The organism is Aminobacter sp. J44 (assembly GCF_007829415.1).
Classification (GTDB): domain Bacteria; phylum Pseudomonadota; class Alphaproteobacteria; order Rhizobiales; family Rhizobiaceae; genus Aerobium.
This window is the reverse complement of the sequence record NZ_VLJG01000011.1, coordinates 50,875-74,154: the sequence shown is the minus strand read 5'-3', so window position 1 is coordinate 74,154 and position 23,280 is coordinate 50,875. Positions and strand designations below refer to the sequence as shown.

Here is a 23,280-nt window from a genome sequence, read left to right as displayed (position 1 = left end):
TCCGCCGCGTGACCCTTGCATCGCGGCAGACCGGTTCGTTTTGCCCGGCCGGGAAGCCCCGGCCGGATTTTTTTCTGTCACGCCGGTCAGATGATCGGGTGGGTCGTCAGGTCGTCGTCGTCCGGGTTTTCGATGAAGACGAACGGATCCTCGACCGGCTGCGTGTCGCCGGTGTCGGTGCCGTTTTCCTGCGAGCCGGAGACCGGGACCGTGTCCTCGTCGTCGTCGAACCCGAGGTCGAGATCGCCCTCCCCGTCGCCGAGGTCGAACAGGTCGTCCTCGCCGAGCGACAGCGCGCCCATCGGCACGTCGTCGCCGTCGAAGTCGCCGAACTCGCCCAGCGGCACGACATCGTCGCCGCCGAACGACATCGCCATCATCATCGGCTCCGGCGGCACATACGGGCCGGTGCCATTCTCGATGGTGATCGCGAGCGTTGCATCCGACGTGGTGCCGTTCGGATGCTCGAGCCGGTAGGTGAACTGGTCCACCTGGTTGATGGCATCGAGATCCGCATTCGGCATGTAGGTGTAGCTGCCATCCGGATTGATGGTCAGCGTGCCGAACTCGCCGGTGACGGTCTTCGCCTCCGTCACCTCGACGAAGTCGCCGTTCTCGTCCTGCACCAGGAACTTGGTGAAGACCGAAGCCAGCGTGTCGTCGGCAAGGACGTTGCCGGAAACCGGCGTTGCCGAATCCGCGACATACTCGTCGAGATGCGTCACCGAGACGAAGCTGTAATCGAGCTCGACCGTATCCGGCGCACTGCCATTGACCGCCCCGATGCTGGAGTTGGCCTTGTAGGTCGCCGTGACGGTGTACGTACCGGCAGCCAAGTCGCTCAGTGTCTTGTTCAGCGTGAAGCCGGCCCAGTACCCACCGGTGCTTTCAGTCTTGCCGAACGTTGCCACGACATTGCCGCCGGCATCCGTAACCGTGATCGTCCAGTCGACATTGTTGACCGTGTTGCCCGGCGACAGCGCCTTGATCAGCACGTTCGCCTGCGTGTCCGGATCGACCGTGAACTGCAGCGTTGTCGTGCGGGTCTGCACCCCGTTCGTCATGACGGCGGACTCGGCGTGCTCGGCAGGTCCGCCCGTCGTCACCTTGTAGGCGCTGTTGACGGCCGCCGATGCGGTATCGTCATCGGCAACGACGCCGATCACCGCAGGCCGGGTCGGATCGTCCGGCCAGTTCGGCCAGCTGACGCCAACATCCGGGCTGTCGATGCGGATGTGCAGCGTTGCCGTGTCGGTGACACCGGCGGCGTTGCGGATCGTGTAGGTGAAGTGCTCCACCTGCCCGATGCCGGCACCCGCAGCGGTCGGCGTGTAGACGTAGTTGCCGTACACGTCGATCTCGAGCACGCCATACTGGCCGACGATGACCGTCTTTTCACCGATGCCGGTGACCGCCTGGCCGTTCACCTCGGTGACCAGCGTGGTCGCATCGGCGTCGCTCGCCTCGATGACGTTGCCGTGTGCCGCCACCTGGTCGTAGCCGCCGACCTCGTCGAGATCGAAGGTGATGACCCGGCCGTCGATCGTGATGTTCGTGCTGACGCCCAGCACGCCCTGCGACACTGCCTGGACCCGGTACCGACCAGGTTCGGTGAACTCTGCAGCGCCCTTCACATCGGTTCCCGAGGCGCCCAGCAGGTCGAGAAGACCGCCGTCGACATTGTTGCTCAGCGTCTCCCACGCCGTGCCGTTCCACTTCGACACCGTGATGCGACCTGTCGTGCCGACACCGAGGACGGTATAGAACGTCGCCTCCATCGAGACGAAGGCACTTTGGCCCTCCGCCACGGTGAACTCGAAGCTCGGCAGGTAACCGACAGGCGCACCCACGAGTTCCAGAAGCGTGTAACCCACGTCGTGCTTCGGCTCATCGGACCAGGCCGGCTTCACGACCAGTTCGGCGCCATCGACCACGTCCACCGCGTCGATGACGGCCTCAGGCGTACCTGTGCCGATCTGCGCGCCGATGCTCAGCGTGCCTTCGACCTCCGCACCCGTCAGCGGCTGCTTCACCGTGACGGTGAAGTTGTCGACGCCGGCACCCGCGGCCGGATTGGCCTCGTAGCTGTAGGTGCCGTCCGGGGCGATGGTCAGCGTGCCGTAGGTGCCGTTGATGGTGGCGCCTTCGTCCGGCACCGAATACTCGGTGCCGTTGATGGTCACCTTCGAGACGATCAGCTCCGCATTGGCGCCCGCTGTTGCCGCGTCAAGGAAGTTGCCTTCTGCCGCGCTGAGCGCCACGACCTCGTGGGTCTCCATCACGTCAGTTGCCGTGACCGACAGGGCGCGCGTCTGCACCAGCGACAGGTCGAGCAGCGTCGGATCCGGCACGAGTGCCGCGCGGTACTCGCCGGCCGGGAAGTCGGTGAGGACCACCGAGCCATCGCTGCCCAGCAAGCCGAGCAGGTCGAGCCGCAGCAGGCCGTCGTCGATCCTCGGCTCGTCGGTCTCGTAACGGACCCAGCGGCCGTACTCGTCCTTCACTTCGATGAACATCACGAACTTGCTGAGGATCTCGAGATCGACCACGCCCGACACCATCGGCCGCAGCACCACCTCGTTATTGCCCGTGCCGACATCGAACTTGACCAGCGGGTGGCCGGAACCAATGTCGAGGTCGACCAGGTCGCCGAGGAGGCCCAGCGTCAGCAGCGACGTTACCGACTGGCTGTCGCTGGACGGATCAGCTTCGGGCTGTATCGTCACCGTGTCCTGTAGCACCGCCGCATCCGCGACCATCTCCAGCGCGTCCGGAATGAAGGTGTTCGGCAGCGGGACCGGCGTCCGGAGCGACTCATTCTCGGCCGCGTCCGTCTGGGTCACATAGGCGTTGCCGCCCTCGCTTGCCGGCACAACAACCGTGCCGTGGCCGTCCCCGTCCAGCACCACGGTGCCGATGAGATCGCCGTTGCTGTCGTAGACCTTTGCGGTCGCGCCTGGCTCGCCGTCGATGTCGAGCGTGAGACCGTCCTCGCCGACCGTCACCTCCGGCGCGTCCGGCGCCAGCGAATCTGGCAGCGTCACCGGCGTCTCAAGGGATTCGTTGTCCGCCGCGTCGGTGAGGGTGACGACAGCATCGAAACCGTTGCTCGGCGCCACTGTGACTGAACCCTGGCCGTTCTCGTCCAGCACGACGGAACCCAGGAGGTTGTTGTTGGTGTCGTAGACGTTTGCGGTCGCTCCCGCTTCGCCTTCGATCAGCAGCGTGACGCGATCGCCAGCGACGGTGACAGTCGGGGCCGCCGGCGCATCGGTATCCGCGTCCGCATCGGCGTCTGCGTCTGCATCCGCATCGGCGTCAGCGTCGGCGTCGGCGTCCGCGTCTGCGTCTGCGTCAGCGTCAGTATCGGCATCAGCATCGGCGTCTGCATCGGCATCTGCGTCCGCGTCGGCATCTGCGTCTGCGTCAGCATCTGCATCCGCATCAGCATCGGCGTCGGCATCGGCATCGGCGTCTGCGTCTGCGTCAGCGTCAGTATCGGCATCAGCATCGGCGTCAGCATCGGCGTCAGCGTCAGCGTCAGCATCTGCATCCGCATCGGCATCGGCATCGGCGTCGGCGTCCGCATCGGCGTCTGCGTCGGCATCCGCATCGGCATCAGCATCAGCGTCCGCGTCCGCATCCGCGTCGGCGTCTGCGTCAGCATCCGCATCGGCGTCGGCGTCCGCATCGGTGTCAGCATCCGCATCGGCATCGGCGTCGGCATCTGCGTCGGCGTCCGCATCGGCATCGGCATCGGCATCGGCGTCTGCGTCTGCATCGGCATCGGCATCCGCGTCGGCATCGGCATCGGCGTCAGCATCGGCATCCGCATCGGCATCTGCGTCGGCATCGGCATCGGCATCCGCGTCCGCGTCAGCATCCGCATCGGCATCTGCGTCGGCGTCGGCATCGGCGTCAGCATCGGCATCCGCATCCGCATCGGCATCTGCGTCGGCATCCGCGTCGGCGTCCGCATCGGCATCGGCATCAGCGTCGGCATCCGCATCGGCATCGGCGTCCGCATCAGCGTCTGCGTCTGCGTCTGCATCTGCATCGGCGTCAGCATCGGCGTCGGCGTCTGCATCTGCATCGGCGTCAGCATCGGCGTCGGCGTCTGCATCCGCGTCGGCGTCGGCATCAGCGTCAGCATCGGCATCGGCGTCGGCGTCCGCGTCAGCATCCGCATCCGCATCGGCATCGGCATCAGCGTCGGCATCGGCATCAGCGTCGGCGTCGGCGTCTGCATCCGCATCGGCATCCGCATCAGCGTCGGCATCAGCGTCGGCATCCGCGTCGGCATCCGCGTCTGCATCTGCATCCGCATCGGCATCGGCGTCCGCATCGACATCGGCATCGGCATCCGCGTCGGCATCTGCATCGGCGTCGGCATCGGCGTCTGCGTCCGCGTCGGCATCTGCATCCGCATCGGCGTCTGCATCAGCGTCGGCATCCGCGTCGGCGTCGGCATCGGCGTCTGCATCTGCATCAGCATCAGCATCAGCGTCTGCATCGGCGTCTGCGTCCGCGTCGGCGTCTGCATCGGCGTCGGCATCGGCGTCTGCGTCCGCGTCGGCATCTGCATCCGCATCGGCGTCTGCATCAGCGTCGGCATCAGCGTCAGCATCCGCATCGGCGTCGGCATCGGCGTCCGCATCAGCATCTGCGTCTGCATCAGCATCAGCGTCTGCATCAGCATCCGCATCGGCGTCAGCGTCGGCGTCCGCATCCGCGTCGGCATCCGCGTCGGCATCGGCATCGGCGTCCGCATCGGCGTCCGCATCGGCATCTGCGTCAGCATCTGCGTCGCTGTCTGCATCGGCGTCGGAATCGTCAGGTGTGCCGGCGTGGCTGCCCCCGGCGCCGATGGTGGCGAGTCCGCCCAGGCCCGCGAGCGCGAGCAGGGCGCCGGCAAGACCGTCATCGCCCGCAAGCTGGTCGACGTCGGTTATTTCGGCGAAGTCGAATTCGGTGCCATCGCCCTCGTAGAGCCAGAGGCGACCATCGTCATCCTTGAGGACGAGTTCGTTCTCGACGCCGTCTTCGGGATAAAAATTGCGGATGCGGATTTTCTTGCCGTCCTTCGTCTCGACGACGAGGTCGTGGCCATCGCGCGTAATGGCTGCAACGTTGCGTGGCGACAGGCGCAGCGTGACGACGCTGGCTTCGGAAAGTTCGATATGATCCAGCGGGGCCTGAGAGACCTGGCCGCTCTGCTTGGTCGTGATTGTCGCTGGCATGTGCCTTGCTCCGTTACAGACTTACGGTCCGTTGCGGAGGACACCTACGGGTGGGCGAGGATGCGCAAAACGCAACCGCGGCAACTGCCCCAGAAGCCGCGCGAATCCGTCTTGCTGTCTACATTGGAGAGTCCGGACGATCCCACCCCAGTCCAAACCCGTGCCTGTCATGTATACAGTTGGTATATCGCCTGCATTATTCCGTAAGTTGCGCCCCGAAGATCGTCCCGTGAAGAGATTTACCCAAACACACCTTGTCCGAGTTTTCTGTCACGAAGCAGCTGGCGCAGTCTTGTTGATTGGCGCGCAGTTTTGATCATTTCCGTGAGCGCACTCTAATGTGAACATCACAGTTGATCGAAAGTTAAGAGCGGCTGCACGCTTTGCGATAAGCGGCGGGCGTCGTCCCAACTATCCGGCGAAACGCGCGGGTGAGGTGCACCTGGTCGGCAAAGCCGCATTCCTGCGCGATCTCGATGATCGGCATGCCGGTTTCCTCGAGGAGATGACGGGCGCGATCGACCCGGCAGCGGATGATGAACTGGTAAAGCGTCACCCCCGCGCACTGCTTGAAAACGCGGCCGAAATGGTCGGCGCTGAGGCCGAATTCGTCGGCGACCTGCGCCAATGTCAGGCGCTCGCCCAGTCGCGCGTCGATGAACTCGCGGATGTGGCGCAACTGCCTGGCGGTGAGTTTGCCCGCATGGGGGGCCTCGGGCCGCTCGCCGGCGTGGTTCTTGACGAGGTAGGCCGCCACCGCCTTGACGAGAAAGTTCACATAGGAAGTGGACACGTCCGGATCGTCGAGCGTCTTGCGTACGGCGTTGCACAGCTGCTCGAGAACGGGGTCGAAGGTCGTGGCCGTGAAACGGATGGGCGGCGCGGGCAGGTCATCGCCAAAGATCGACTGCGCAACCTCGTCGAGCAGACGGCGGCGGATGTAGAAATGCGTCGTGCCGATGATTGACTCCACGGACACGTCAAACGCCTGCTTGTCCGGTATGATAATCACGCTGCCCGGGCCGCCATCCAGCGAATGCTTGCACCCGTTGACGCTAATTCGGCCCCGCAAATAGCCACAGTTGACAATGCAAATGAGAATGTCCGGGCTGGGCGGAAAGGAAGCCTTGTAGGGTCCTTCTTCCTGCACCGACATGAATGCCAGGCGCCAGCCGAGTCCAGCGCTGGTCTTGCGAATGGCGAAATTCTCTTCCTTCTCGAAACTGTGCGTTTCGGTGATCGAGAACTCGCGGTTTAACAGCCGCTCCAATGTCTGACCTACCCCCTGCTCCTGACGGCGGCGGAAACGCCAAAACACGGTCGCTGTGCGGCCTGTGCGCTCCTCAAAACCCGCCCCTCAGACAGGCAAGGTTACGCAGTGATGGCTGGGCGTCTTTTCTATTTCCGGGACGCGATAGGACATTTCCGTGATGCAAGCGACCGTGCGATACACACATTCGTTCGCACTTGCGAAATCACAAAATATTGCGGCATAGAATCAATTACTTAAATCGATGCTGCGACGCACGCTTAACGAGTGAGCGGCCGTAAAAAAGTGGCCCTTGCGATGTTACGCAACGGCAATTTTTGCTTGAAAACAACCCTCGGCTTGCCGCGCCGGTTTCATTAGCAACTGTTAGTATGCCTGCGGAGACCTCGGCGCCGGATGGTGCCGCAACGGAACGTAACCGGCCAGTCAGCCGAGGCGGCTGCCCGGTAAAGACTCGATCGGGTGCGCCTGGTCCTGCTCCCATGAAGCGCCGGGCGTCGTCTCGCCGAGTTCCTCCAGCAAGCGAAGCCGGGCGCGGTTGAGCCGGCTTTTGATGGTGCCGATCGCGCACTGGCAGATGTCGGCGGCCTCCTCGTAGGAGACGCCCAGCACGCCAATCAGCATGATCACCTCGCGCTGCTGCTCGGGCAGCCGGTCGATCGCTTCGGCGATCTCGCGCCCGCGAGCGGACCATTCCTGGGTCGCGTTGGTGGCGGGACGGGAGGAGGCGCAGTCGGCCGCGCCCGGCGCCTCGCGGCTTTCGATCTTGATTCTGGTGTAGAAGGCATTGCGCATGATCGTGAACAGCCACGACTTCATCGCCGTGCCGGGACGGAACTGGTGGATGCTGGCCAGCGCCCGCATCAGCGTTTCCTGGACTAGATCGTCGGCGGCTGACGGGTCCTTGTAGAAGGTACGGGCAAATGCTCGCAGGGCCGGTATCAAGTCGACGATCTCCGACCTCGCGGCCGCAGTCGCGTGATCAGTCTCTCCGGCCACGGTTTTCTCCCTGTGCGCGTGTGGACTGCCCCTCTGCCCCATGTCGCGCAATGCATGGGAGCCTGCGAAGTTCCGCCGCGCGGATAAATGTGATCAGAAAAGAAGAAGCAGGGCCTGAATACAGGTAGAAGAAGAAGCAGCGCGCTCGCCGGTGGCGCAGTATACAATCGCACATCATGTGCCGCGCGACCGTCTCGCATAGTCTTTTTCCGTTGCGCATAAGCCTTTTCCCCGCCACCTTCGTTGACGCAAGGAACGCTGCAGCTATCGTTCGCGCGCTTTCGAGGGGAGGAGCAGTCCATGGAGCGATGGGACTTCACGAGCGGCAGCTGCGCCGTCTCGCATGATTTCGACCTCGCCCGCCGCGCCGACTTCCGCAACCGCTCGCTCTCGGCCTTCATGGAAGAGATCCCGGTGATGCCGGGCATTTTCGTCTACCGCGTGCGTGCAAGCGGAAGGGGCTCGTTTTCGCTCGCGAAGACGCCGCCCTTTGCCGGCGGGCGTATCATCCTCGGCTGCCTCGTCGGCGGGCGTGGCTCGTGGCGGCTGGAGGCTGCCGAAACCCAGGACTGGCGCGACGGGGGCCGCGCCTATTCGATGACGCCGGTCGACCGGTCCGTCACCTACGAGGTTCACGCCGACGACGAGTGGACCTGCGTTGCGCTGCGCCTTGAGGCGGAGGCGATCGAGACGATCGGCCGCGACATGAAACTGCCGCCGCTCGTCAGGGCCGGGCTCGAGGGGCGGCTGCGCGACCATGCGCTGTCGCTGCCGATCACGGCGGAGCTGAGGCGTCTCACAGCCGAGCTGATGCGCCCGGCTTATGGCGGAGCGATGCAGGCGCTCTACCGGCAGGCAAAGGCGCTGGAATTTGCCGCGCATCACCTCGACCTGCTGGCAGGGCCGGACCGCGGCGAAGCAGAGCCCCCCTCGCGCGAAATGGTTCGGGTGCGGCGGGCGCGCGACCGGCTGATCGAAGAGCTGCGCGATCCGCCGACGCTCGACGAGCTTGCGGCATCGGTCGGCCTGTCGCCGCGCCGGCTCAATGCCGGCTTTCGCGCGCTCTATGGCACGACCGTGTTCGATTTCCTGCGCGACGCGCGGCTCGACCTTGCCCGCCGCATGCTCGACGAAGGCCTCGACGTGCCGCTCAAGCAGCTTGCCTGGAGCGTCGGCTACGGCCAGGCGACCAATTTCGTCACCGCCTTCCGCCGCCGCTTCGGTGTCACCCCCGGCCACTACCGGCGAAGGACAGCCGAGGACGCGTAAACTCTACTCGCTCCCGGTGAGCCGCTTCTTCCAGCTCTCGACCTTTCGGGTGGCGAGCCTGCGTTCGGCATAGATGCGCTGCTTTTCCGGCAGATGCGGTGCGGCAATGAGCGCTGCGAGCTCGTCGAGGTTCATCGTGTCGACAAACAGTGCGCGCCAAAGCCGCTCGATGGTCCAGAGCGGCTCGACCCGGTCGATGAGCAAGAGCTCGTCGCCAGCCTCAACTTCGCCGGCCTCGAGCACGCGATAGTACCACCCGGTCATGCCGCTCTGCTGCACCTGCATCGACATGTCAGGAACGCCGAAGCGGTAGTTGAGCTTCCAGCATGGCTGGCGGCCCTGGCTCACCTGCAGCACGGTGCTGCCAAGCCGAAACGTGTCGCCGACGGCCACGTCCTTTTCGGTCAGGCCGAGCGAGGAGAAATTCTCGCCGAAGGCGCCCGGCTGTTGCAGCAGCGGATTGTCGCCGATCCGCGCGCGCCAGGCGGCATAATGGTCGAAGGCGTAGTGGTGGATTGCCTTCTCAGGTCCGCCATGGACCTTGCGGTCGCCCTGCGCGTCGCATTCGAGGCCCTCAGGGCCGACGCGGACCTTTCCCGTCACCGGCACCTTGGCAATCGCGCTCGGCGCCTGGCGCTCGCCAAGCGGCTCGACCTTGCCGGCAAGGATTTCCGTCACGCGCATCATGCTTCTCCTTAGTCGACTCGGTGACCTTCCCGCCATAGCACGTTCCCGCCGGAATGAGTTTGCGCGTTTCCCCGCAAATTTCGCGCCGCCATCACCTGTGATCGCCCGGCGCTGGAACATTCGACCGGGGACCATGTTCGGAGGGTCCACGCAATTCGAAGACCAACAACAATTCACAACAGGAAGGAAACGACCATGATCAGCAAGCTCATGACTGCAACCGCCATCGTCCTGGTCTCCGGCGGCCTCGCCGTTGCGCAGACCGCGTCCGGCACGACCGGGACGACGACGGGCGCGGCTGGCAGCAGCTCGGAAGCCGCGGGCTTCCAGTGGGATCAGTCCGCTCAGGACGCCTTCTTCAATGACGGCTCGCTGCGCAGCGACGAGGAGCTCCGCGCCGCCTTCGACGCGATGGACTCCGAGAAGCAGGCCGCCCTGCGCGCCGACTGCCAGCAGTTTGCAAGCGCCGGCAGCGCAACCGGCGGCGCCACGGGCTCGTCGGACATGGCAGCGGGCTCAGACACCTCCAGCAACACCAGCGGCGGTGCGACCGGCTCCAGCTCCGACATGGCCGCTTCGGGCTCCGGCTCTGGCAGCTCGACGGGCAGCGCGACCAGCGGCTCGTCCGACATGGCAGCTTCGGGCTCGGGGTCGAGCACGACCGGCGGCGCAACGTCCGGTTCGACTGACACGGCGGCAAGCGCCGACACCTCGAGCAACACCAGCGGCGGCGCAACCGGCTCCAGCTCCGACATGGCAGCGGGCTCGGGAGCGGCTGGCACCGACAGCACCGCGACCTCCAGCACCACCGGCGCCACCGGCTCGGCTGGCGGCAGCACGGCTGGCGATACCTCCGCAACCGCGGCGCCGGACATGGCCAGCATGGAGCAGCTCTGCTCGAAGGTTCAGTCCTACTAACGGCCACTTCGGGCTTTATTCACAGTCCGGAGACGGCTTGGATGCGCGCGGCCCTGCGCATCCGGCCACCAGAGGCGGAGCGGCAACGCTCCGCCTCTTTTTTATGCCTGAGCGTTCCTCATCCGGCGCAGCCCAGCGCCCTTTCCAACGCGACCGCGCACTCTGTAGCTTCTCAGCCCCATCGATGTTACTTTGCGTCAGGCGCGGGCAGCGATGATCGGAAACGGCGATGATCCGGCTCGGCCAGACCTACCAGCATCTCGTCCATGGCTCCGGCTGTGGCTGCTCCAGCCCCGCGCTCTCCATTGCCACCGCGCGGCTCGAACGGCAGTCGCGGCGCGGGTTTCTGGCCGGGCTCGGCGCGGCGGCGGTGGCGACGACGCTGCCGGCGCCCGGCTTCGCGCAAAGCCAGCCGCCAAAAATTCTTTTCACCAATGTCCGGCTGTTCGACGGCAAGACCGAAAACCTTACCGACGGCGCGAGCGTGCTGGTCGAGGGCGACCGCATCGCCGCGGTCGACACCTCGAACAACCCGCCGCCCGAAGGTGCCAATGTGATCGACGGGGGCGGACGCGTGCTGATGCCGGGCCTGATCGACGCGCACTGGCACGCCATCTTCGCGGCGCTGCCGCTGCAGGTGCTGCTGACGGCCGATCCCGGCATCATCTTCGCCGCCGCCACCGCCGAGGCCAACCGCACCCTGCTGCGCGGCTTTACCACCGTGCGCGACCTCGGCGGGCCGACCTTTTCCTTCAAACAGGCAATTGACGGCGGCCATGGCGACCTGCGCCTGCCGACCGAAATCCCGCGCGATGGCCACCGGCTGAGCTCGGGCGAACTGTTCGGCGCGGGCGCGATCGCCGACTCCGTCGGCGACCTGAAGATGCGCATTCGCGAGCAGTTCCTGCAGGGCGCCTCGCAGGTGAAGATCACGGCGGGCGGCGGCGTGTCGTCGCCGCGCAGCCCGCTCGACATGCTGACCTACAGCGAGGAGGAACTGCGCGCCGCAGCCGAAGTCGCGCGGGACTGGAACTCCTACCTCACCGTCCACGCCTACATGCCGAAGACGGTGCAGCGGGCGGTGGCGGCCGGGGTGCCCTGCGTCGAGCACGGCCATCTCATCGACGAGGAGACGGCACGGCTGCTGGCTGAAAAGGAAGTGTGGCTGAGCACCCAGCCCTTCATGGGCATGGAGGATTCGTCTGCCACTGAAGGCGTCGGTGCCGAACGCGCGCAGCGGGTGTTCGACGGCACGCGCCGGCTCTACGAGTGGATCGCAAAATGCGGCATCAGGACAGCCTGGGGCTCGGACATGCTGTTTTCGGCAAGGCTCGCCGAGCGCCAGAGCCAGATGCTGACGCATCTTGGCAATTTCTACAGCAACGCCGCGGCGCTGAAGATGGCGACCTCGACCAATGCCGAGCTGCTGGCGCTGTCAAACGAGCGCAAGCCCTATCCCCACAAGCTCGGCGTGATCGAGCCAGATGCCTATGCCGACCTCCTGCTCGTCGACGGCAACCCGCTTGAGGACCTCCACCTCCTCGACCGGCCAGCCGAGACGCTGACGGTGATCATGAAGGGCGGGGTCGCGGTGAAGAGGGAGATTTAGAAAGATGAAGAATGCAGGCTGCTCAGATGCCTAAGCAGAGGCGCCCATTGCGGGTGCCTCCCCGCTTTCTCCGGCCGGTGTCTATCCGACCACCTAGGCCTTATCCGTCAGCGTATTCTCGATCGCGGCGATGTTCAGCTCAAGCTGTGCCACGCGCTGCAGCGTACTCTGGGCTGGTAGATCACCATTCTTTGCCGCAGCCAGCAGAAGTGCCCGCTGCTCGGCCTTCAATCGTTCCGACAGTCCCTTAAGCAGATCGTGCTCATCTACTTCACTCATATTAAGGCCCCCAAAATGCCAAATCACCCAATTGGTGTGCTCTATAGACATATTTATGCCAGACGCAATCGGTTATGTTCACACCTGCGTGCTTGCAGTGCCCTGCGCCAGTGATCCGTTATGTTTACATCAAAACGGGCTATTGCTGATCGCGCGAATGAACAATAAATAACAACTGATTGCTGCAGATGTTCCTGCCAATCACAGACAAAGAAATACGCAATTCTTGACGTTCGAGACTACCAATGACGGATGTTGAACATGAGGGCCATGAGATGGAAGAGAACGACAGCGTTATCTTGAGCCGAACTGAGGAAGTTACGCTTACCGCTAATATTGTTTCCGCCTATGTCTCGAACAATCCGGTCCCCGCGCAGAATCTGGGGGAACTGATCCAGTCGGTTCACGACTCACTCAAGCGTTTGGGAAGTACCGTTGCGGCAACTGAAGAAGAACACGCCCGTCCGGCAGTAAATCCAAAGCGCTCGATCCATAGAGACCACCTTGTTTGTCTTGAAGACGGCAAGAAGTTCAAGTCGCTGAAGCGCCACCTCATGTCCCACCATGGCATGACGCCGCAGCAGTACCGCGAGAAGTGGGGCCTGCCGGCCGACTATCCGATGGTTGCCCCAGCCTATTCGGCGCAACGTTCGGATCTCGCCCGCAAGGTCGGTCTGGGCAAGCGTGAAGACGAAGCAGAGCCGGAGCCCGAGGCTCCGAAGCGTGGCCGCAAGAAGAAGTCAGCCGCCTGATCCGGCGAGCCGGCAGACACAGGCCTGGGCGGATCTCCCGCCTGGGATTTTATTGTGCAGCCAGGCGTATCTTGGGCTGGGAGCGCTTGCTTCACGCATCTCCGCTGTGCGTTACCCGCCCGAGGGAGTGCATCCGGCAGTCTGAAGCCCGGTGTTAGCCTGGCTTGGGTGTGCGCGCGACCGGCGACGCGGTCCCTCGGCTGACGCGCAACTCCTCGAACTGCGCCTCTTCGAGCGTCTTAATAGTCCGGGCGAGCCGTTGCGGACGCGGCTTGGCGCCTGTTCATGCGCCAACCCTGATCCATTCCCTACTCGATCGCAATGATCTCGAGTTCGTGCTGGCCAGCGCGAACGACATCGCCAACGCTTTTGCCCATCAGGGCGATCGCCACGGGGGAGCCGTGCGAGATGGTGCCTGCGGCCGGGTTGGCCTCATCCTCTCCAACGATGCGGTAGGTCTGCACGCGGCCGTCGTCGCGCTCGAACGTCACCTTGTGCCCGAAGGCCACCACGTCGTTTGACGCGGGCGCGGGCATCAGCTGCGCGGTGCGCACGCGTTCGGCAAAATACTGCGCGTCGCGATAGGGCACGGCCGACTGGCGCCGGCGCTCATTGATATCCTCGATCCGGCTTGCCTCCTCCAGGGCCTGCTGCGCGCGGGCAAGCTCGTCCTGCAGCAGCTTCAGCCCAGCCTCGGTGACGAGATTGGGCCTGCCGGAAATCGGCCGCGCGGGCAGCACTGTTTCCGATGCCGCCTCGGCGCTCTCTTCCTTCACGAATGCAACGCTCACGTCGAAGCCTCCTGTCGAAACTGAAGTCGGCGAATACACCAAAGCGGCGGAAAAAGCTCCATGGGGTTTCACGCGACAAGTGAGCCGCTATGCTCGTGGAAGATGGAGTTCGGCGGCTCGCCCCTCACCGTTGATGCCGTAGATCTTCAGCTTCATCCCTTCCGCGTCGGCCTCATGAATTGGACAGACGATCGAAAAGCCGCTGGAATTCGCTTCCGGTGACTTATAGGCTTTCGCCACGTCGGGTCGCGGCATCCTCGGACTGGTCGCGCAGATGAACTTCCCGTCGGAGAAGATCACCACCGTTTCGACGGGTCTTTTGGCGTTGGTGTCGATTGACCAGCCGCTTACCCGGAGCGAGCCACCATCCGCACGGATTATATCGACGATACCGAAGCGCATTTCGTTTGCGATAGGATGGACGCTACCTCTGGAAGAGGTAATGCTCGTGCGGTCCGCATTCACCTCGAACGTCGATGCTTCGATCTCGATTGGCGCTAGACGGCGGGATCCATCCTCTCCTTCGAGAAGAAAATAGACTTCGAGAGAATTGGATCCCTCACGGAACAGTCTCTCCGGAAGCAAGGCGCTTACATACTTCGTCGCCTCATCCTTTTCGTAGACTTGCGCTACTGCTGCCACTTTGCCGTTCAGGGCGGCGAGTATCCAGCTTCCAGACGAAACCTCCCCAACGATCTCGCTGTCTATGACAGCTGGCAAGAACCCAATTTTCAAGTCGACGTTAGTCAACGGTTGGAGATTTTGCAGCAGCCGCGCCTTCGGAGCATCGCTAGCAATTTCCCATGAATGAGGGTCAAAATCGGAGCCGATCAGCTTAGAGTAGCGGTTATTAATCGTTACCTCATCCAGCGGTTTCCTAAGGGTAAAGGTCCTCGCCTGCCAGTCTAGCAACGGAAGCCGGACGACCTCGTCCCAGGAGAAATCAAAGCGTTCGTCGCGCACACTCAGGGAGACGCGCTCCCGCCCCTTCAATTCCCCTGCAAACAAGGAAGCCCCATCGAGGTTCCACGAATAATCGATGCCAAGCTCCGCGGCGATCGTCGGCAAAATATCGAGGGTCGAGGCAGGCGCCTCGCTCACCTGACCGTCCTTCTGCCCGGGGCGTTTGATAAAGAGCGGAACGTGCAAGACCTCCGCATTTTCATCGGTCATCCTTCGCAAGGGCCGGTTACGGGTAAACGAACGACCGTGATCCGCTGTAATTACAATGAGCGCGTCGTCATAGACGCCTTTCTCCTTGAGTTGTGCTACAAGTTCTCCAAGCTTACGGTCCAGGAGGCCAACCTGAAGCATGTACCGTTGGTAGTCCAAGTCGATCAGATCTTGGTTATCCCCCCAGACATCCCCCTCGGCACCAAGTTGATATCGCGTGGAGTTGTATAGCCGCCCACTCGGGAAAAACTCATAAGGTGCGTGTGGCAACAGAACGTGGATGAAATCCAGCTGAGAAGTTCCTCCCCCACTTGACGCGATGAACTCGTTGATGAAGTGCGTCCGCGGAGTAGACCTGAGCTTCTGACCTAATTCCTTCTCGAAGTCTTCAGGTTGTTGGTGCGCGCCAAATCCATTCCAGCCTCCTTCAAGGCTTGGCAATTTGGCGGACGCAATTTCCTGCGGTAGGACGCTGTAACCGACGACGACCCGCAAATCTGATACGAACGTCCGAGGACTGAAATCCTTTCGCTCGTCGTCGCAGAGACTGCTCGGACACAGGGACGTCATCAACTCGTGCACGTTCATGCGATAGCTTCCCCCCCCAGCATCGTGAATATATTGCGGGGGTGGTCGGTGAAGGTTGGCAAACGCCCCGTGCCGTCAGGTCGTTTCCCCGTCAGTATTGCCGGAACCGCGACGACCGTCTGATGGTAAGGCGACGTCGCCCGCGTGAACCACCAGGAGTCCTTCGCGAGCGCCGCGAAATTTGGATAGCGGACTTCGTCGATCTGCTTGTTCTCATCCAGCAGAACCGTTGGGTTGAACTCGTCAAAGACGATGAAGACGATTGGTGGGGTCTTTTTCGGCGGGCTTACTTCGCCGAAGACGTCGCCGCCCTTGCTGAGCACCAGCCTCGATGCCGGCGAGACGAACAGGAAGTTCAGCGGCAGGAGAAGCGCGCCTATGGCGGCGATGGAGACCATCCGGCTGACGGTCGCCGAACGCCAGTAGAGGAGGCTCGCAAGCACCGCGAGGACCAAAGAAAGGCCGAGGACAAGCTTCACGTCGAGGTCGAGGAAGCGGTCGAGCACCTGCTGAGCAATGATGCCAAGCAGTACAAGGACTACGAGACCGTGCAGGACCTTGCCGGCCGGCCGGTAGATCCTGCTCACCAGCCACTCAACCGCGATGATCGCCAGCGGCGCGATGAGCGCCAGGCCCACCGCGAAGGCGACGATCACCAGCGGCGTTGCGTTATGCGCCACCAGAAATTCCGGTGCCTCGCCGATCGTACTGAACACCGGCTGCGCGATTGCCAGTGCAAACAGCGCAAGCGTATGCAGCGCCTCGACCCGGAATGGCCGGACGCTGCTCTTCTTCTCGTCCATGGTCAGCCCCTCAGCGCCTGTCGGTCCGGTCATACTGGAACAGGGTGCGGCCAGATGCCGAGATCACCTTCTTCCCAACGATCGCCGCCCGCCGCGAAAGTGCCGCCTCGAAGACTTCCTCGGTGTAGTCCGGGAAAATGTCCTCGCGCAGCGCCAGCATCTTCTGCACCGTGCTGTCGTTCTTGGGCACGAACTCGATGATGCCGACGGGGGCGATTCCGACCAGCCAGTCGACCACGTCGTCGAGCGGCACGTTGCGGCCGATCGCAAGGTGATGCTCGAAGGCAAGCGCGATCAGCGCATCGGCCTTCGCACGGCTGGCAAAGCCGGAGCGCTCGCCCTGCTTCCAGCCCTGGTCGGGGCTCGGATTGGCGGCGTCCAGCCACAGCGGCAGGTAGTTGAGCTTCTGTTCGCGGGCGCGCGAATAGGCGAGGTCAACCGCGCGCTGGTCGAAGTCGAAGCCGATCACCGACTGCGCGCCGCCTTCCAGCGCCGCCACCGAATAGTCGCCGGTGTTGCAGCCAAGGTCGATCAGCCGCGCGGGCTTCACCGCGGCGGCGAACTGCTGGATCGCGGCCTTCTTGGCGCGCGCTTCTTCGTCGGTATAGGTGTGGGTGTGGGCGTATTCGCCCCACACGGTCTTGCCGGTGTCTGCCGGCTCCATGCGGGCGATCCAGTTGCGCAGCTGCACGAGGAAGCCGTTATAGGCGGTGCGCGACAGGCGCGTGTTGGACTTTGCCTTCTCGATCGACTCGTCGGGGGCGTTGAGCGCGCGCTGCTCGAGCTTGGCCGGCATCACAACCTGGCTCAGCATGTTCCAGGACAGGCGCTTGCGAAGCGGCAGCATGTTGGCGAGATGCAGCGTCGGTATGCCTTCTAGGCTCCCGCGGAACCAGGCATTGTGCGGCACGCCCAGCACCGAGCGCAGGATGAGCGGGTTCAAGAACTGCTCGCAGAACTGGCGGTGGCCCTGCCAGAACTCGCCCTCGCGATAGGGCCTGAGCGACAGAAGGTCGATGAAGACCGGGTCGGGACCGACGAACTGGACGTTGTAGGCGGTCGCGTCCGAGAGGACGACGTCGCGCTTCAAGAGGTCGATCTGCAGGTCGAGATGATGCAGCGCCGCGGCCTTCAGCTCCGAGAACGACCACTCATAGGGGTATGAGATGAACGGCACGCGGTCGTGCTCGATCAGGTATGCCGCGCCTGGAAATTCGAACGGCCATTCGCTGCGCGGCACCTCGCGGCTGCCGACGATGCGGCCCTGTGCTGTAAATTCTTCTATTACTCCGGAGTCGCGCACTTTTTCATAAGCTTCGCGCGCGACTTCATTCACCGTGCGAAAGATACGTGAACCAAGAGTATAAACACTTCCCGACGGATCTCGAAAGGATCCAAGATTTCTACCCGTCTCAAGCACTATTTCTTTTCCTCGCCATCTTTCTTGCGAAACATGGAAAGGACAGCATACTTGAAACGCTGGTAATTGAGCGAGATGACCGCACCTGCCGCGGCGATGCCGCCAATAATTCCCTGCAGCAACATGCTTGCCGTGCCCGGGTCAAGATAAGCAAATGCCGGACGCATCAATGTCAGGCTGCAGATAATCATGAGAAGTAGACTAGTAATCGCTTTGCGCACGGTGCCGTTCTCTCGTGTCTATTTTAACACTGGATTAGGTCACACCCTGTATTGCTGAAGTACGTTTCGCCGCACACTCGCTAGGATGCAAAGTACATGGCAGTTATTCATGCCAAACAAGGCCATAATATTGTTAGCCGGCAATTTCTGGACTGGCTTGCCATTCAAATAATGTGGCAAGCTGCAACAATCTGACCTTAGGAAAGGGAAACGCTGTGTAACAGTATGCACTTAGCGGTGCGCCTTCCTCCAAAAGGATGAGCCTGAAAAGCAAGAGCCGGGGCCAGTTTTCGCTGACCCCGGCTCTCAAAATTCCGGCGTATCTGGCTGGCTTTTCGCCTCACCCTCTCCAGCTGAGGAAGTGCTTTTCGATCAGCCCAATGATCCAGTTGGTGATGAGGCCCATGATCGACAGGATCGTCACGCCCGCAAACAGCCGCTCAAGGTCATAGAGCGAGCCAGCCTCGAGGATGTAGGAGCCAACGCCGAATTCGGCGCCCAGCATTTCGGCCGCGACGAGCAGGATGATGGCGATCGAGATCGACACGCGCAGGCCCGAAAGGATCGCCGGGAACGCACCCGGCATGACGATCTTGCGCACGATCGACCACCAGGACAGGCCAAAGCTCTGGCCCATGCGGATCAGGCTGCGGTCGACATTGTCCACCGCGCCATAGGTCGCCACCACCGTCGGCGTGAAGGTGCCAAACGCGATCAGCGCGTATTTCGAGGCTTCATCGATGCCGAACCAGATCACGAACAGCGGCAAAAGCGCGATCTTCGGGATCGGAAACAGCGCCGCGACCAGCGGCACAAGGCCCGCGCGCACATAGCTGAACAGGCCGATCATCACGCCGAGTGAAACGCCGACGGCAATGCCGATGGCGGCACCGACGAACAGGCGTTGCAGCGAGGGAATGAGGTGCTTCCAGAGCAGCCCCGTCGTGTAGAGCTGGACGAAGGTGTCGAGCACGGCCGACGGGCGCGGCAGCGTCAGCGCCGAAATGACGCCGGTCCGGGTGCCGATTTCGGCGAGCGCGATCAGCACCACGAAAACGATGACGCCGATGCCGCGAATGTGCCTTGGCGCGAAGCCGCGGCCGCGGAAGGCGACGGGGCGAACGACAGCGTCAGACATCCTGCAGCTCCTGGTCGGCGGCGGCTGCCTCCTCATGCATCAGGTCCCACAGCACCTTCTGCTTGGCGGCAAGTTCCGGATTGGTGATGTCGCGCTGGGAAAGCGGCGTGTCGATCTCGACGATCTCCCGGATGCGTCCCGGCCGGCGCGACAGCACGACGATGCGGTGGCCAAGGCGCACAGCCTCGGCAAGATTGTGGGTGACGTAGACGGCCGTGAATGGCTGGCGCTCCCACAGCTGGACGAGGTCGTCCATAAGGAGCTCCCGCGTCTGGCTGTCGAGCGCCGACAGCGGCTCGTCCATGAGGAGCACCGCGGGGCGCACGGCAAGCGCGCGCGCGATTGCCACGCGCTGCTTCATGCCGCCCGAAAGCTGCTTGGGCAGCGCCTTGCGGAAGTCGGTGAGGCGCGTGCGCGCGAGAACGTCGGAAATGATCGCCTCGCGCTCGGCGGCTGACAGCGTGTGCTCTTCGAGGGGAAGCGAAATGTTGCCTTCGACCGTGCGCCAGGGCAGCAGCGCAAAGTGCTGGAACACGTAGGTCAGCGGATTGAGCGAGTCGGCCGGCGGGTTGCCCACCTGCAGCACCGCCCCCTTCTCCGGCTGCTCGAGGCCGCCGAGGAAACGCAGCAGCGTCGACTTTCCGCAGCCGGACGGCCCGATCACGCAGACGATCTGGCTCTGGGGAATGTTCAGCGTGATGTCGTGCAACACTTCGAACTTGCCGTAAGTGTGGCTGACGTTTTCGATCCGCAAATCCATGCAGGTCTCCAGCGGAGGCCCGGGACGGGCCTCCGGTTCCCGGTTGATGCGAGAAAGGCTTTAGATGACGTCGACGTAGGAGGTGTCGAACAGCATCTCCGGCGTGATGTTCGCCTTGACCATGCCTTCCGCCTTGAACCACTCGAGCTGCTCGGTCACCGAGTTGAGCGACAGCGCGAGGTTCTTGTTGATGCGCATTGAGCCCTCGACGAGGTTGTACTTCGCCTGCTCGAACGGGGAGTCGGACTCCACATATTTGTGGCAGATCTTCGCGACCTCATCGACCTCTTCCGCGCTCGCGGTCTTGTCGACGAAGGCGGCGTTGTAGTCGTCCACGGCGCGCGAATAGGCCTTCAGGAAAGCCTGCGTCTTCTCGCGCTCATTGGCGGCGTTGGCCGTCGAGGTGAACACGGTCGTCACCTGGTAGTCCGGCGCGTAGTCGGAGACGAGGCCGATCTGCTTGGCAGCGTTTTCGGCGAGCATCTTCTTGGCGACGGAGGCCTGGATCGCCCAGGCGTCGATCTGGCTGGTCGACAGCGCGCCGACGACCGCGCCGAGCTTCTGCAGCGGGCGCAGCGAGATCTCCGACATCGGGATGTTGTTGGCCTTGGCGATCTTGTAGGCCATGAAGTGGAAGGAGGAACCCGCCGTCGTGATGCCGAAGGTGTGGCCGCCGAGCTTGGACGGCTCCGTCAGGCCGGCGTCGAAGGCCTTGTTCGAGGCGAGGATGATCGCGCCGACCGTGCCCTTCTCCTCGGCGAGCGCGCCGCCGATGACCTTCACTGCTTCCTTCTCGGCAAGGCTGATCAGGCCGCCGCTCATGGCGGTTACGCCATAGTCGGCATCGCCCGATGCGATCGCCACCGCCATCGGCTGAGCGGCCTCGAAGAACTTCAGTTCGACGTCAAGACCGGCTTCCTTGTAGTAGCCGCGCTCGTAGGCAATGAAGCTCGGCGCGTGGCTGGCAAGGCGGATGACGCCGACATTGACCTTGGTGCTGGCGCGCGCGGGAAGGCCGAAACCGGCCAGGGCGGACGCAGCGGTAAGGCCCATCAGGGTCTGGCGGCGGTTAAGCGAGAAAGTCATCAGGTCGTCTCCTTCCCAAGAGTTTTGAACTGCTCATTGCGGGGATCGGCGCGTCCTAGCACGAATGTTGCGTGCATATCACGGCGCTTTCGTCGCACCCGTGCGCAATTTTTTCCCTTGTGCAGCGAGAAAGCTGTGGGTTTTGCAACAGTTTACGCAAGGTAAAGGCCCGCGGGGCGACTGTTTCAAGCCCGTGCCCCAGCCGCAGCAACTGCTCGACGGGCACACTTTTCTGGGTTTGGGAGTGTTGAATGTTTGCCCCCTACCCGGCAGAAGGCGAAATAATCTGCTTTGCATACGCAAGCTCCACTCCTCAGCGAAGCGGGGGACAACTTCCGTAAGCACCCCATGAGCAGCGCTANAGCTCGCTTTCGTTCAGCGTCGAATGCCCCTTGCGGAAGCGGATCTGCGACAGGCGCGAGCCGGGGCGCACGATGATCGGGAAGGTGCGCGGGCTGACTTCCAGGAACAGCTGGCCGCGGTAGCCTGCCGGGATTTTGTCGAACTCCTGCGCATGGTCCGCCATGACGCGGGTGAAGATGTCGAGGCGGCCGGTCGAGCTCTTCGGGTTGGCGGAGGCCGAAATGTCGTCGGGTAGCGCCAGCGTCTCGGCAAGCGGCACGATGTAGACGCAGCCCGTTTCCAGCACCGTGCCGGCTTCGGTCAGATCGATCTCGTGCAGCTTCAGCCGGTCGAGTTTTTCGATGACGCTGCTGTTGGGGCCGGGCAGGAAGGAGGCGCGTACGCGGTAGGCCTTGGTGCCGAGCCTGAGGTCGAGGCTCGCGGGCTGGATCTGGTCAGGATCGAGCGCGCGCGACGAAGACAACGCACCTGCGTCAAAGAGTGCAGCAATGTCGCGATCCGGCAGGATTCCCGTAATACGCACGGCGGTACCTCATGTTTGACCGGCGAGGTTTAACGACCTCGGCAATTGACGCAAGCTCTGTCGAGGGATAAAGGACCCTTTATCCCGTGGTGATTTGCCGGTCGGCTTGCAGCCACGTTAAATAAGTCGCTAAAGGGACCGCTATGGAGGAACCGGCATGCGACTTCGCGGCCGGTTTTTTTGTATTCAGGTGTAAGATGACCAACGAAGCGAAGCGCAACTGGAAGCCGGCAACCACACTCGTGCATGGCGGCACCGTCCGCACGCCGTATGGCGAGACGTCGGAAGCGCTGTTCCTCACCCAGGGTTTCGTCTACGAGACCGCCGGCGCCGCGGAGCGACGCTTCAAGGACGAAGAGCCTGGCTTCATCTACTCGCGCTACGCGAACCCGACCGTCGACATGTTCGAAAAGCGCATGTGCGCGCTTGAGGGCGCAGAGGATGCGCGCGCAATGGCGTCGGGCATGGCCGCGGTTGCCGCCGCGCTGCTTTGCAGCGTCAAGGCTGGCGACCACGTCGTTGCCGCCCGCGCACTGTTCGGCTCCTGCCGCTGGATCGTCGAGAAGCTGATGCCGAAGTACGGCATCGAAACGACTTTGGTCGACGGCACGAAGATCGACGAGTGGGAGCAGGCGGTTCGCCCGAACACCAAGCTGTTCTTCTTCGAGAGCCCGACTAACCCGACGCTCGAGGTCATCGACATCGCTGCCGTGGCGAAGATCGCCAACAGCATCGGCGCGCGCGTCGTCGTCGACAACGTCTTCGCCACCCCGCTGCATCAGAAGCCGCTCGAACTCGGCGCGCATGTCGTCGTCTACTCGGCCACCAAGCACATTGACGGCCAGGGCCGCTGCCTCGGCGGCGTCGTGCTCTCCGACAAGCAGTGGATCGACGAGAACCTTCACGACTATTTCCGCCACACCGGCCCGTCGCTGTCGCCGTTCAACGCCTGGACGCTGCTGAAGGGCCTGGAGACCCTGCCGCTGCGCGTGCGTCAGCAGTCGGAAAGCGCCCTGAAGATCGCTGACTTCCTCGCCAGCCATCCGAAGATCGAGCGCGTCATCTATCCGGGCCGCAAGGATCACCCGCAGGCCGATCTCATTGCCCGCCAGATGAAGGGCGGCTCGACGCTGATCTGCTTCGACGTCAAGGGTGGCAAGGACGGCGCGTTCAAGTTTGCCGACGCGCTGGAGATCATCAAGATCTCCAACAATCTCGGCGACGCCAAGAGCCTGATCACCCACCCGTCGACCACGACGCACAAGAACCTCGGCGAGGAGGCCCGCGTTGCAATCGGCATCTACGGTGGCACAATGCGGCTGTCCGTGGGTCTCGAGGATACCGACGACCTGATCGCGGATATCGACCGCGCGCTGGGCTGACCCAGATAA

18 protein-coding genes, 1 pseudogene and 1 riboswitch are annotated in these 23,280 nt (G+C 63.1%); of the genes and pseudogenes, 5 read left to right on the top strand and 14 right to left on the bottom strand.

The window, feature by feature from the left end; genetic code table 11:
• Positions 1–86: 86 nt before the first annotated feature.
• The 3 genes from L610_RS20310 to L610_RS05950 form a co-directional block, all read right to left on the bottom strand.
• Positions 87–5,240 carry a BapA/Bap/LapF family large adhesin gene (locus L610_RS20310; RefSeq protein ID WP_144703397.1) on the bottom strand — a complete coding sequence of 1,718 codons (5,154 nt, stop codon included), beginning with the start codon at positions 5,238–5,240 and terminating at the stop codon, positions 87–89.
• Positions 5,241–5,604: 364 nt separating this feature from the next.
• On the bottom strand, positions 5,605–6,510 hold the full coding sequence (locus L610_RS05955; RefSeq protein ID WP_144703394.1) for a helix-turn-helix domain-containing protein: 906 nt from the start codon (positions 6,508–6,510) through the stop codon (positions 5,605–5,607).
• Positions 6,511–6,936: 426 nt separating this feature from the next.
• Entirely contained in the window at positions 6,937–7,509 is a 573-nt protein-coding gene (locus tag L610_RS05950; protein WP_246658932.1) for a sigma-70 family RNA polymerase sigma factor, read from the bottom strand.
• A gap of 300 nt (positions 7,510–7,809) precedes the next feature.
• Here L610_RS05950 and L610_RS05945 point away from each other — a divergent pair, with 300 nt between their 5' ends.
• Positions 7,810–8,778, top strand: coding sequence for an AraC family transcriptional regulator (locus tag L610_RS05945; RefSeq protein WP_144703388.1), 969 nt, complete (start codon positions 7,810–7,812; stop codon positions 8,776–8,778).
• 3 nt (positions 8,779–8,781) lie between these two features.
• Here the strand turns inward: L610_RS05945 and L610_RS05940 are convergent, their stop codons facing one another.
• Positions 8,782–9,465 carry an MOSC domain-containing protein gene (locus L610_RS05940; RefSeq protein WP_144703385.1) on the bottom strand — a complete coding sequence of 228 codons (684 nt, stop codon included), beginning with the start codon at positions 9,463–9,465 and terminating at the stop codon, positions 8,782–8,784.
• A gap of 195 nt (positions 9,466–9,660) precedes the next feature.
• On the opposite strand from L610_RS05940, the gene L610_RS05935 reads away from it, so the two are divergent.
• Positions 9,661–10,383 (top strand): hypothetical protein, encoded by a 723-nt coding sequence (locus tag L610_RS05935; protein ID WP_144703382.1) that lies wholly within the window; start codon positions 9,661–9,663, stop codon positions 10,381–10,383.
• A 229-nt stretch (positions 10,384–10,612) separates the two neighbouring features.
• Positions 10,613–11,992 carry an amidohydrolase family protein gene (locus tag L610_RS05930; RefSeq protein WP_144703379.1) on the top strand — a complete coding sequence of 460 codons (1,380 nt, stop codon included), beginning with the start codon at positions 10,613–10,615 and terminating at the stop codon, positions 11,990–11,992.
• A gap of 93 nt (positions 11,993–12,085) precedes the next feature.
• Here L610_RS05930 and L610_RS05925 read toward each other — a convergent pair whose 3' ends face one another.
• Positions 12,086–12,271, bottom strand: coding sequence for a hypothetical protein (locus L610_RS05925; RefSeq protein WP_034330059.1), 186 nt, complete (start codon positions 12,269–12,271; stop codon positions 12,086–12,088).
• Positions 12,272–12,546: 275 nt separating this feature from the next.
• Here L610_RS05925 and L610_RS05920 point away from each other — a divergent pair, with 275 nt between their 5' ends.
• Positions 12,547–13,023, top strand: coding sequence for a MucR family transcriptional regulator (locus tag L610_RS05920; protein ID WP_144703376.1), 477 nt, complete (start codon positions 12,547–12,549; stop codon positions 13,021–13,023).
• A gap of 308 nt (positions 13,024–13,331) precedes the next feature.
• On the opposite strand, the gene greA is transcribed toward L610_RS05920, so the two are convergent.
• From greA to L610_RS05875, 9 genes and pseudogenes are all read right to left on the bottom strand, one after another.
• Positions 13,332–13,814 (bottom strand): transcription elongation factor GreA, encoded by a 483-nt coding sequence (gene greA / locus L610_RS05915; RefSeq protein WP_144703373.1) that lies wholly within the window; start codon positions 13,812–13,814, stop codon positions 13,332–13,334.
• An 87-nt stretch (positions 13,815–13,901) separates the two neighbouring features.
• Positions 13,902–15,575, bottom strand: coding sequence for a sulfatase-like hydrolase/transferase (locus tag L610_RS05910; RefSeq protein ID WP_144703370.1), 1,674 nt, complete (start codon positions 15,573–15,575; stop codon positions 13,902–13,904).
• A complete protein-coding gene (locus L610_RS05905) occupies positions 15,572–16,378 on the bottom strand; it encodes a hypothetical protein (protein WP_144703367.1) in 807 nt (268 codons plus the stop codon). Before L610_RS05905 ends, L610_RS05910 begins: the two co-directional genes overlap by 4 nt.
• Before the next feature lie 10 nt (positions 16,379–16,388).
• Entirely contained in the window at positions 16,389–17,714 is a 1,326-nt protein-coding gene (locus L610_RS05900; RefSeq protein WP_246658931.1) for a 50S ribosomal protein L11 methyltransferase, read from the bottom strand.
• An 83-nt stretch (positions 17,715–17,797) separates the two neighbouring features.
• Entirely contained in the window at positions 17,798–18,019 is a 222-nt protein-coding gene (locus L610_RS05895; RefSeq protein WP_024848346.1) for a hypothetical protein, read from the bottom strand.
• A 340-nt stretch (positions 18,020–18,359) separates the two neighbouring features.
• Positions 18,360–19,193 carry an ABC transporter permease gene (locus L610_RS05890; protein WP_144703361.1) on the bottom strand — a complete coding sequence of 278 codons (834 nt, stop codon included), beginning with the start codon at positions 19,191–19,193 and terminating at the stop codon, positions 18,360–18,362.
• Positions 19,150–19,917, bottom strand: coding sequence for an ABC transporter ATP-binding protein (locus L610_RS05885; RefSeq protein ID WP_144703358.1), 768 nt, complete (start codon positions 19,915–19,917; stop codon positions 19,150–19,152). Before L610_RS05885 ends, L610_RS05890 begins: the two co-directional genes overlap by 44 nt.
• A gap of 60 nt (positions 19,918–19,977) precedes the next feature.
• Positions 19,978–21,003, bottom strand: a complete 1,026-nt coding sequence (locus L610_RS05880) for an ABC transporter substrate-binding protein (protein WP_144703356.1) — start codon at positions 21,001–21,003, stop codon at positions 19,978–19,980.
• Between the two features lie 364 nt (positions 21,004–21,367).
• Positions 21,368–21,889, bottom strand: a pseudogene (locus L610_RS05875) (2'-deoxycytidine 5'-triphosphate deaminase domain-containing protein); the annotation flags it as partial.
• 76 nt (positions 21,890–21,965) lie between these two features.
• A riboswitch (SAM riboswitch) is annotated at positions 21,966–22,043 on the top strand.
• 43 nt (positions 22,044–22,086) lie between these two features.
• Here L610_RS05875 and L610_RS05870 point away from each other — a divergent pair.
• A complete protein-coding gene (locus L610_RS05870; protein ID WP_024849092.1) occupies positions 22,087–23,271 on the top strand; it encodes an O-succinylhomoserine sulfhydrylase in 1,185 nt (394 codons plus the stop codon).
• Positions 23,272–23,280 lie beyond the last annotated feature (9 nt).

Excerpts from the sequence above, each read along its gene's own strand:
- L610_RS20310 (WP_144703397.1), bottom strand. The coding sequence starts at position 5,240 with ATGCCAGCGACAATCACGACCAAGCAGAGCGGCCAGGTCTCTCAGGCC.
- L610_RS05945 (WP_144703388.1), top strand. The coding sequence starts at position 7,810 with ATGGAGCGATGGGACTTCACGAGCGGCAGCTGCGCCGTCTCGCATGAT.
- L610_RS05940 (WP_144703385.1), bottom strand. The coding sequence starts at position 9,465 with ATGATGCGCGTGACGGAAATCCTTGCCGGCAAGGTCGAGCCGCTTGGC.
- L610_RS05935 (WP_144703382.1), top strand. The coding sequence starts at position 9,661 with ATGATCAGCAAGCTCATGACTGCAACCGCCATCGTCCTGGTCTCCGGC.
- L610_RS05930 (WP_144703379.1), top strand. The coding sequence starts at position 10,613 with ATGATCCGGCTCGGCCAGACCTACCAGCATCTCGTCCATGGCTCCGGC.
- L610_RS05925 (WP_034330059.1), bottom strand. The coding sequence starts at position 12,271 with ATGAGTGAAGTAGATGAGCACGATCTGCTTAAGGGACTGTCGGAACGA.
- L610_RS05920 (WP_144703376.1), top strand. The coding sequence starts at position 12,547 with ATGGAAGAGAACGACAGCGTTATCTTGAGCCGAACTGAGGAAGTTACG.
- L610_RS05910 (WP_144703370.1), bottom strand. The coding sequence starts at position 15,575 with ATGAACGTGCACGAGTTGATGACGTCCCTGTGTCCGAGCAGTCTCTGC.
- L610_RS05905 (WP_144703367.1), bottom strand. The coding sequence starts at position 16,378 with ATGGACGAGAAGAAGAGCAGCGTCCGGCCATTCCGGGTCGAGGCGCTG.
- L610_RS05890 (WP_144703361.1), bottom strand. The coding sequence starts at position 19,193 with ATGAGGAGGCAGCCGCCGCCGACCAGGAGCTGCAGGATGTCTGACGCT.
- L610_RS05885 (WP_144703358.1), bottom strand. The coding sequence starts at position 19,917 with ATGGATTTGCGGATCGAAAACGTCAGCCACACTTACGGCAAGTTCGAA.
- L610_RS05880 (WP_144703356.1), bottom strand. The coding sequence starts at position 21,003 with ATGACTTTCTCGCTTAACCGCCGCCAGACCCTGATGGGCCTTACCGCT.
- L610_RS05870 (WP_024849092.1), top strand. The coding sequence starts at position 22,087 with ATGACCAACGAAGCGAAGCGCAACTGGAAGCCGGCAACCACACTCGTG.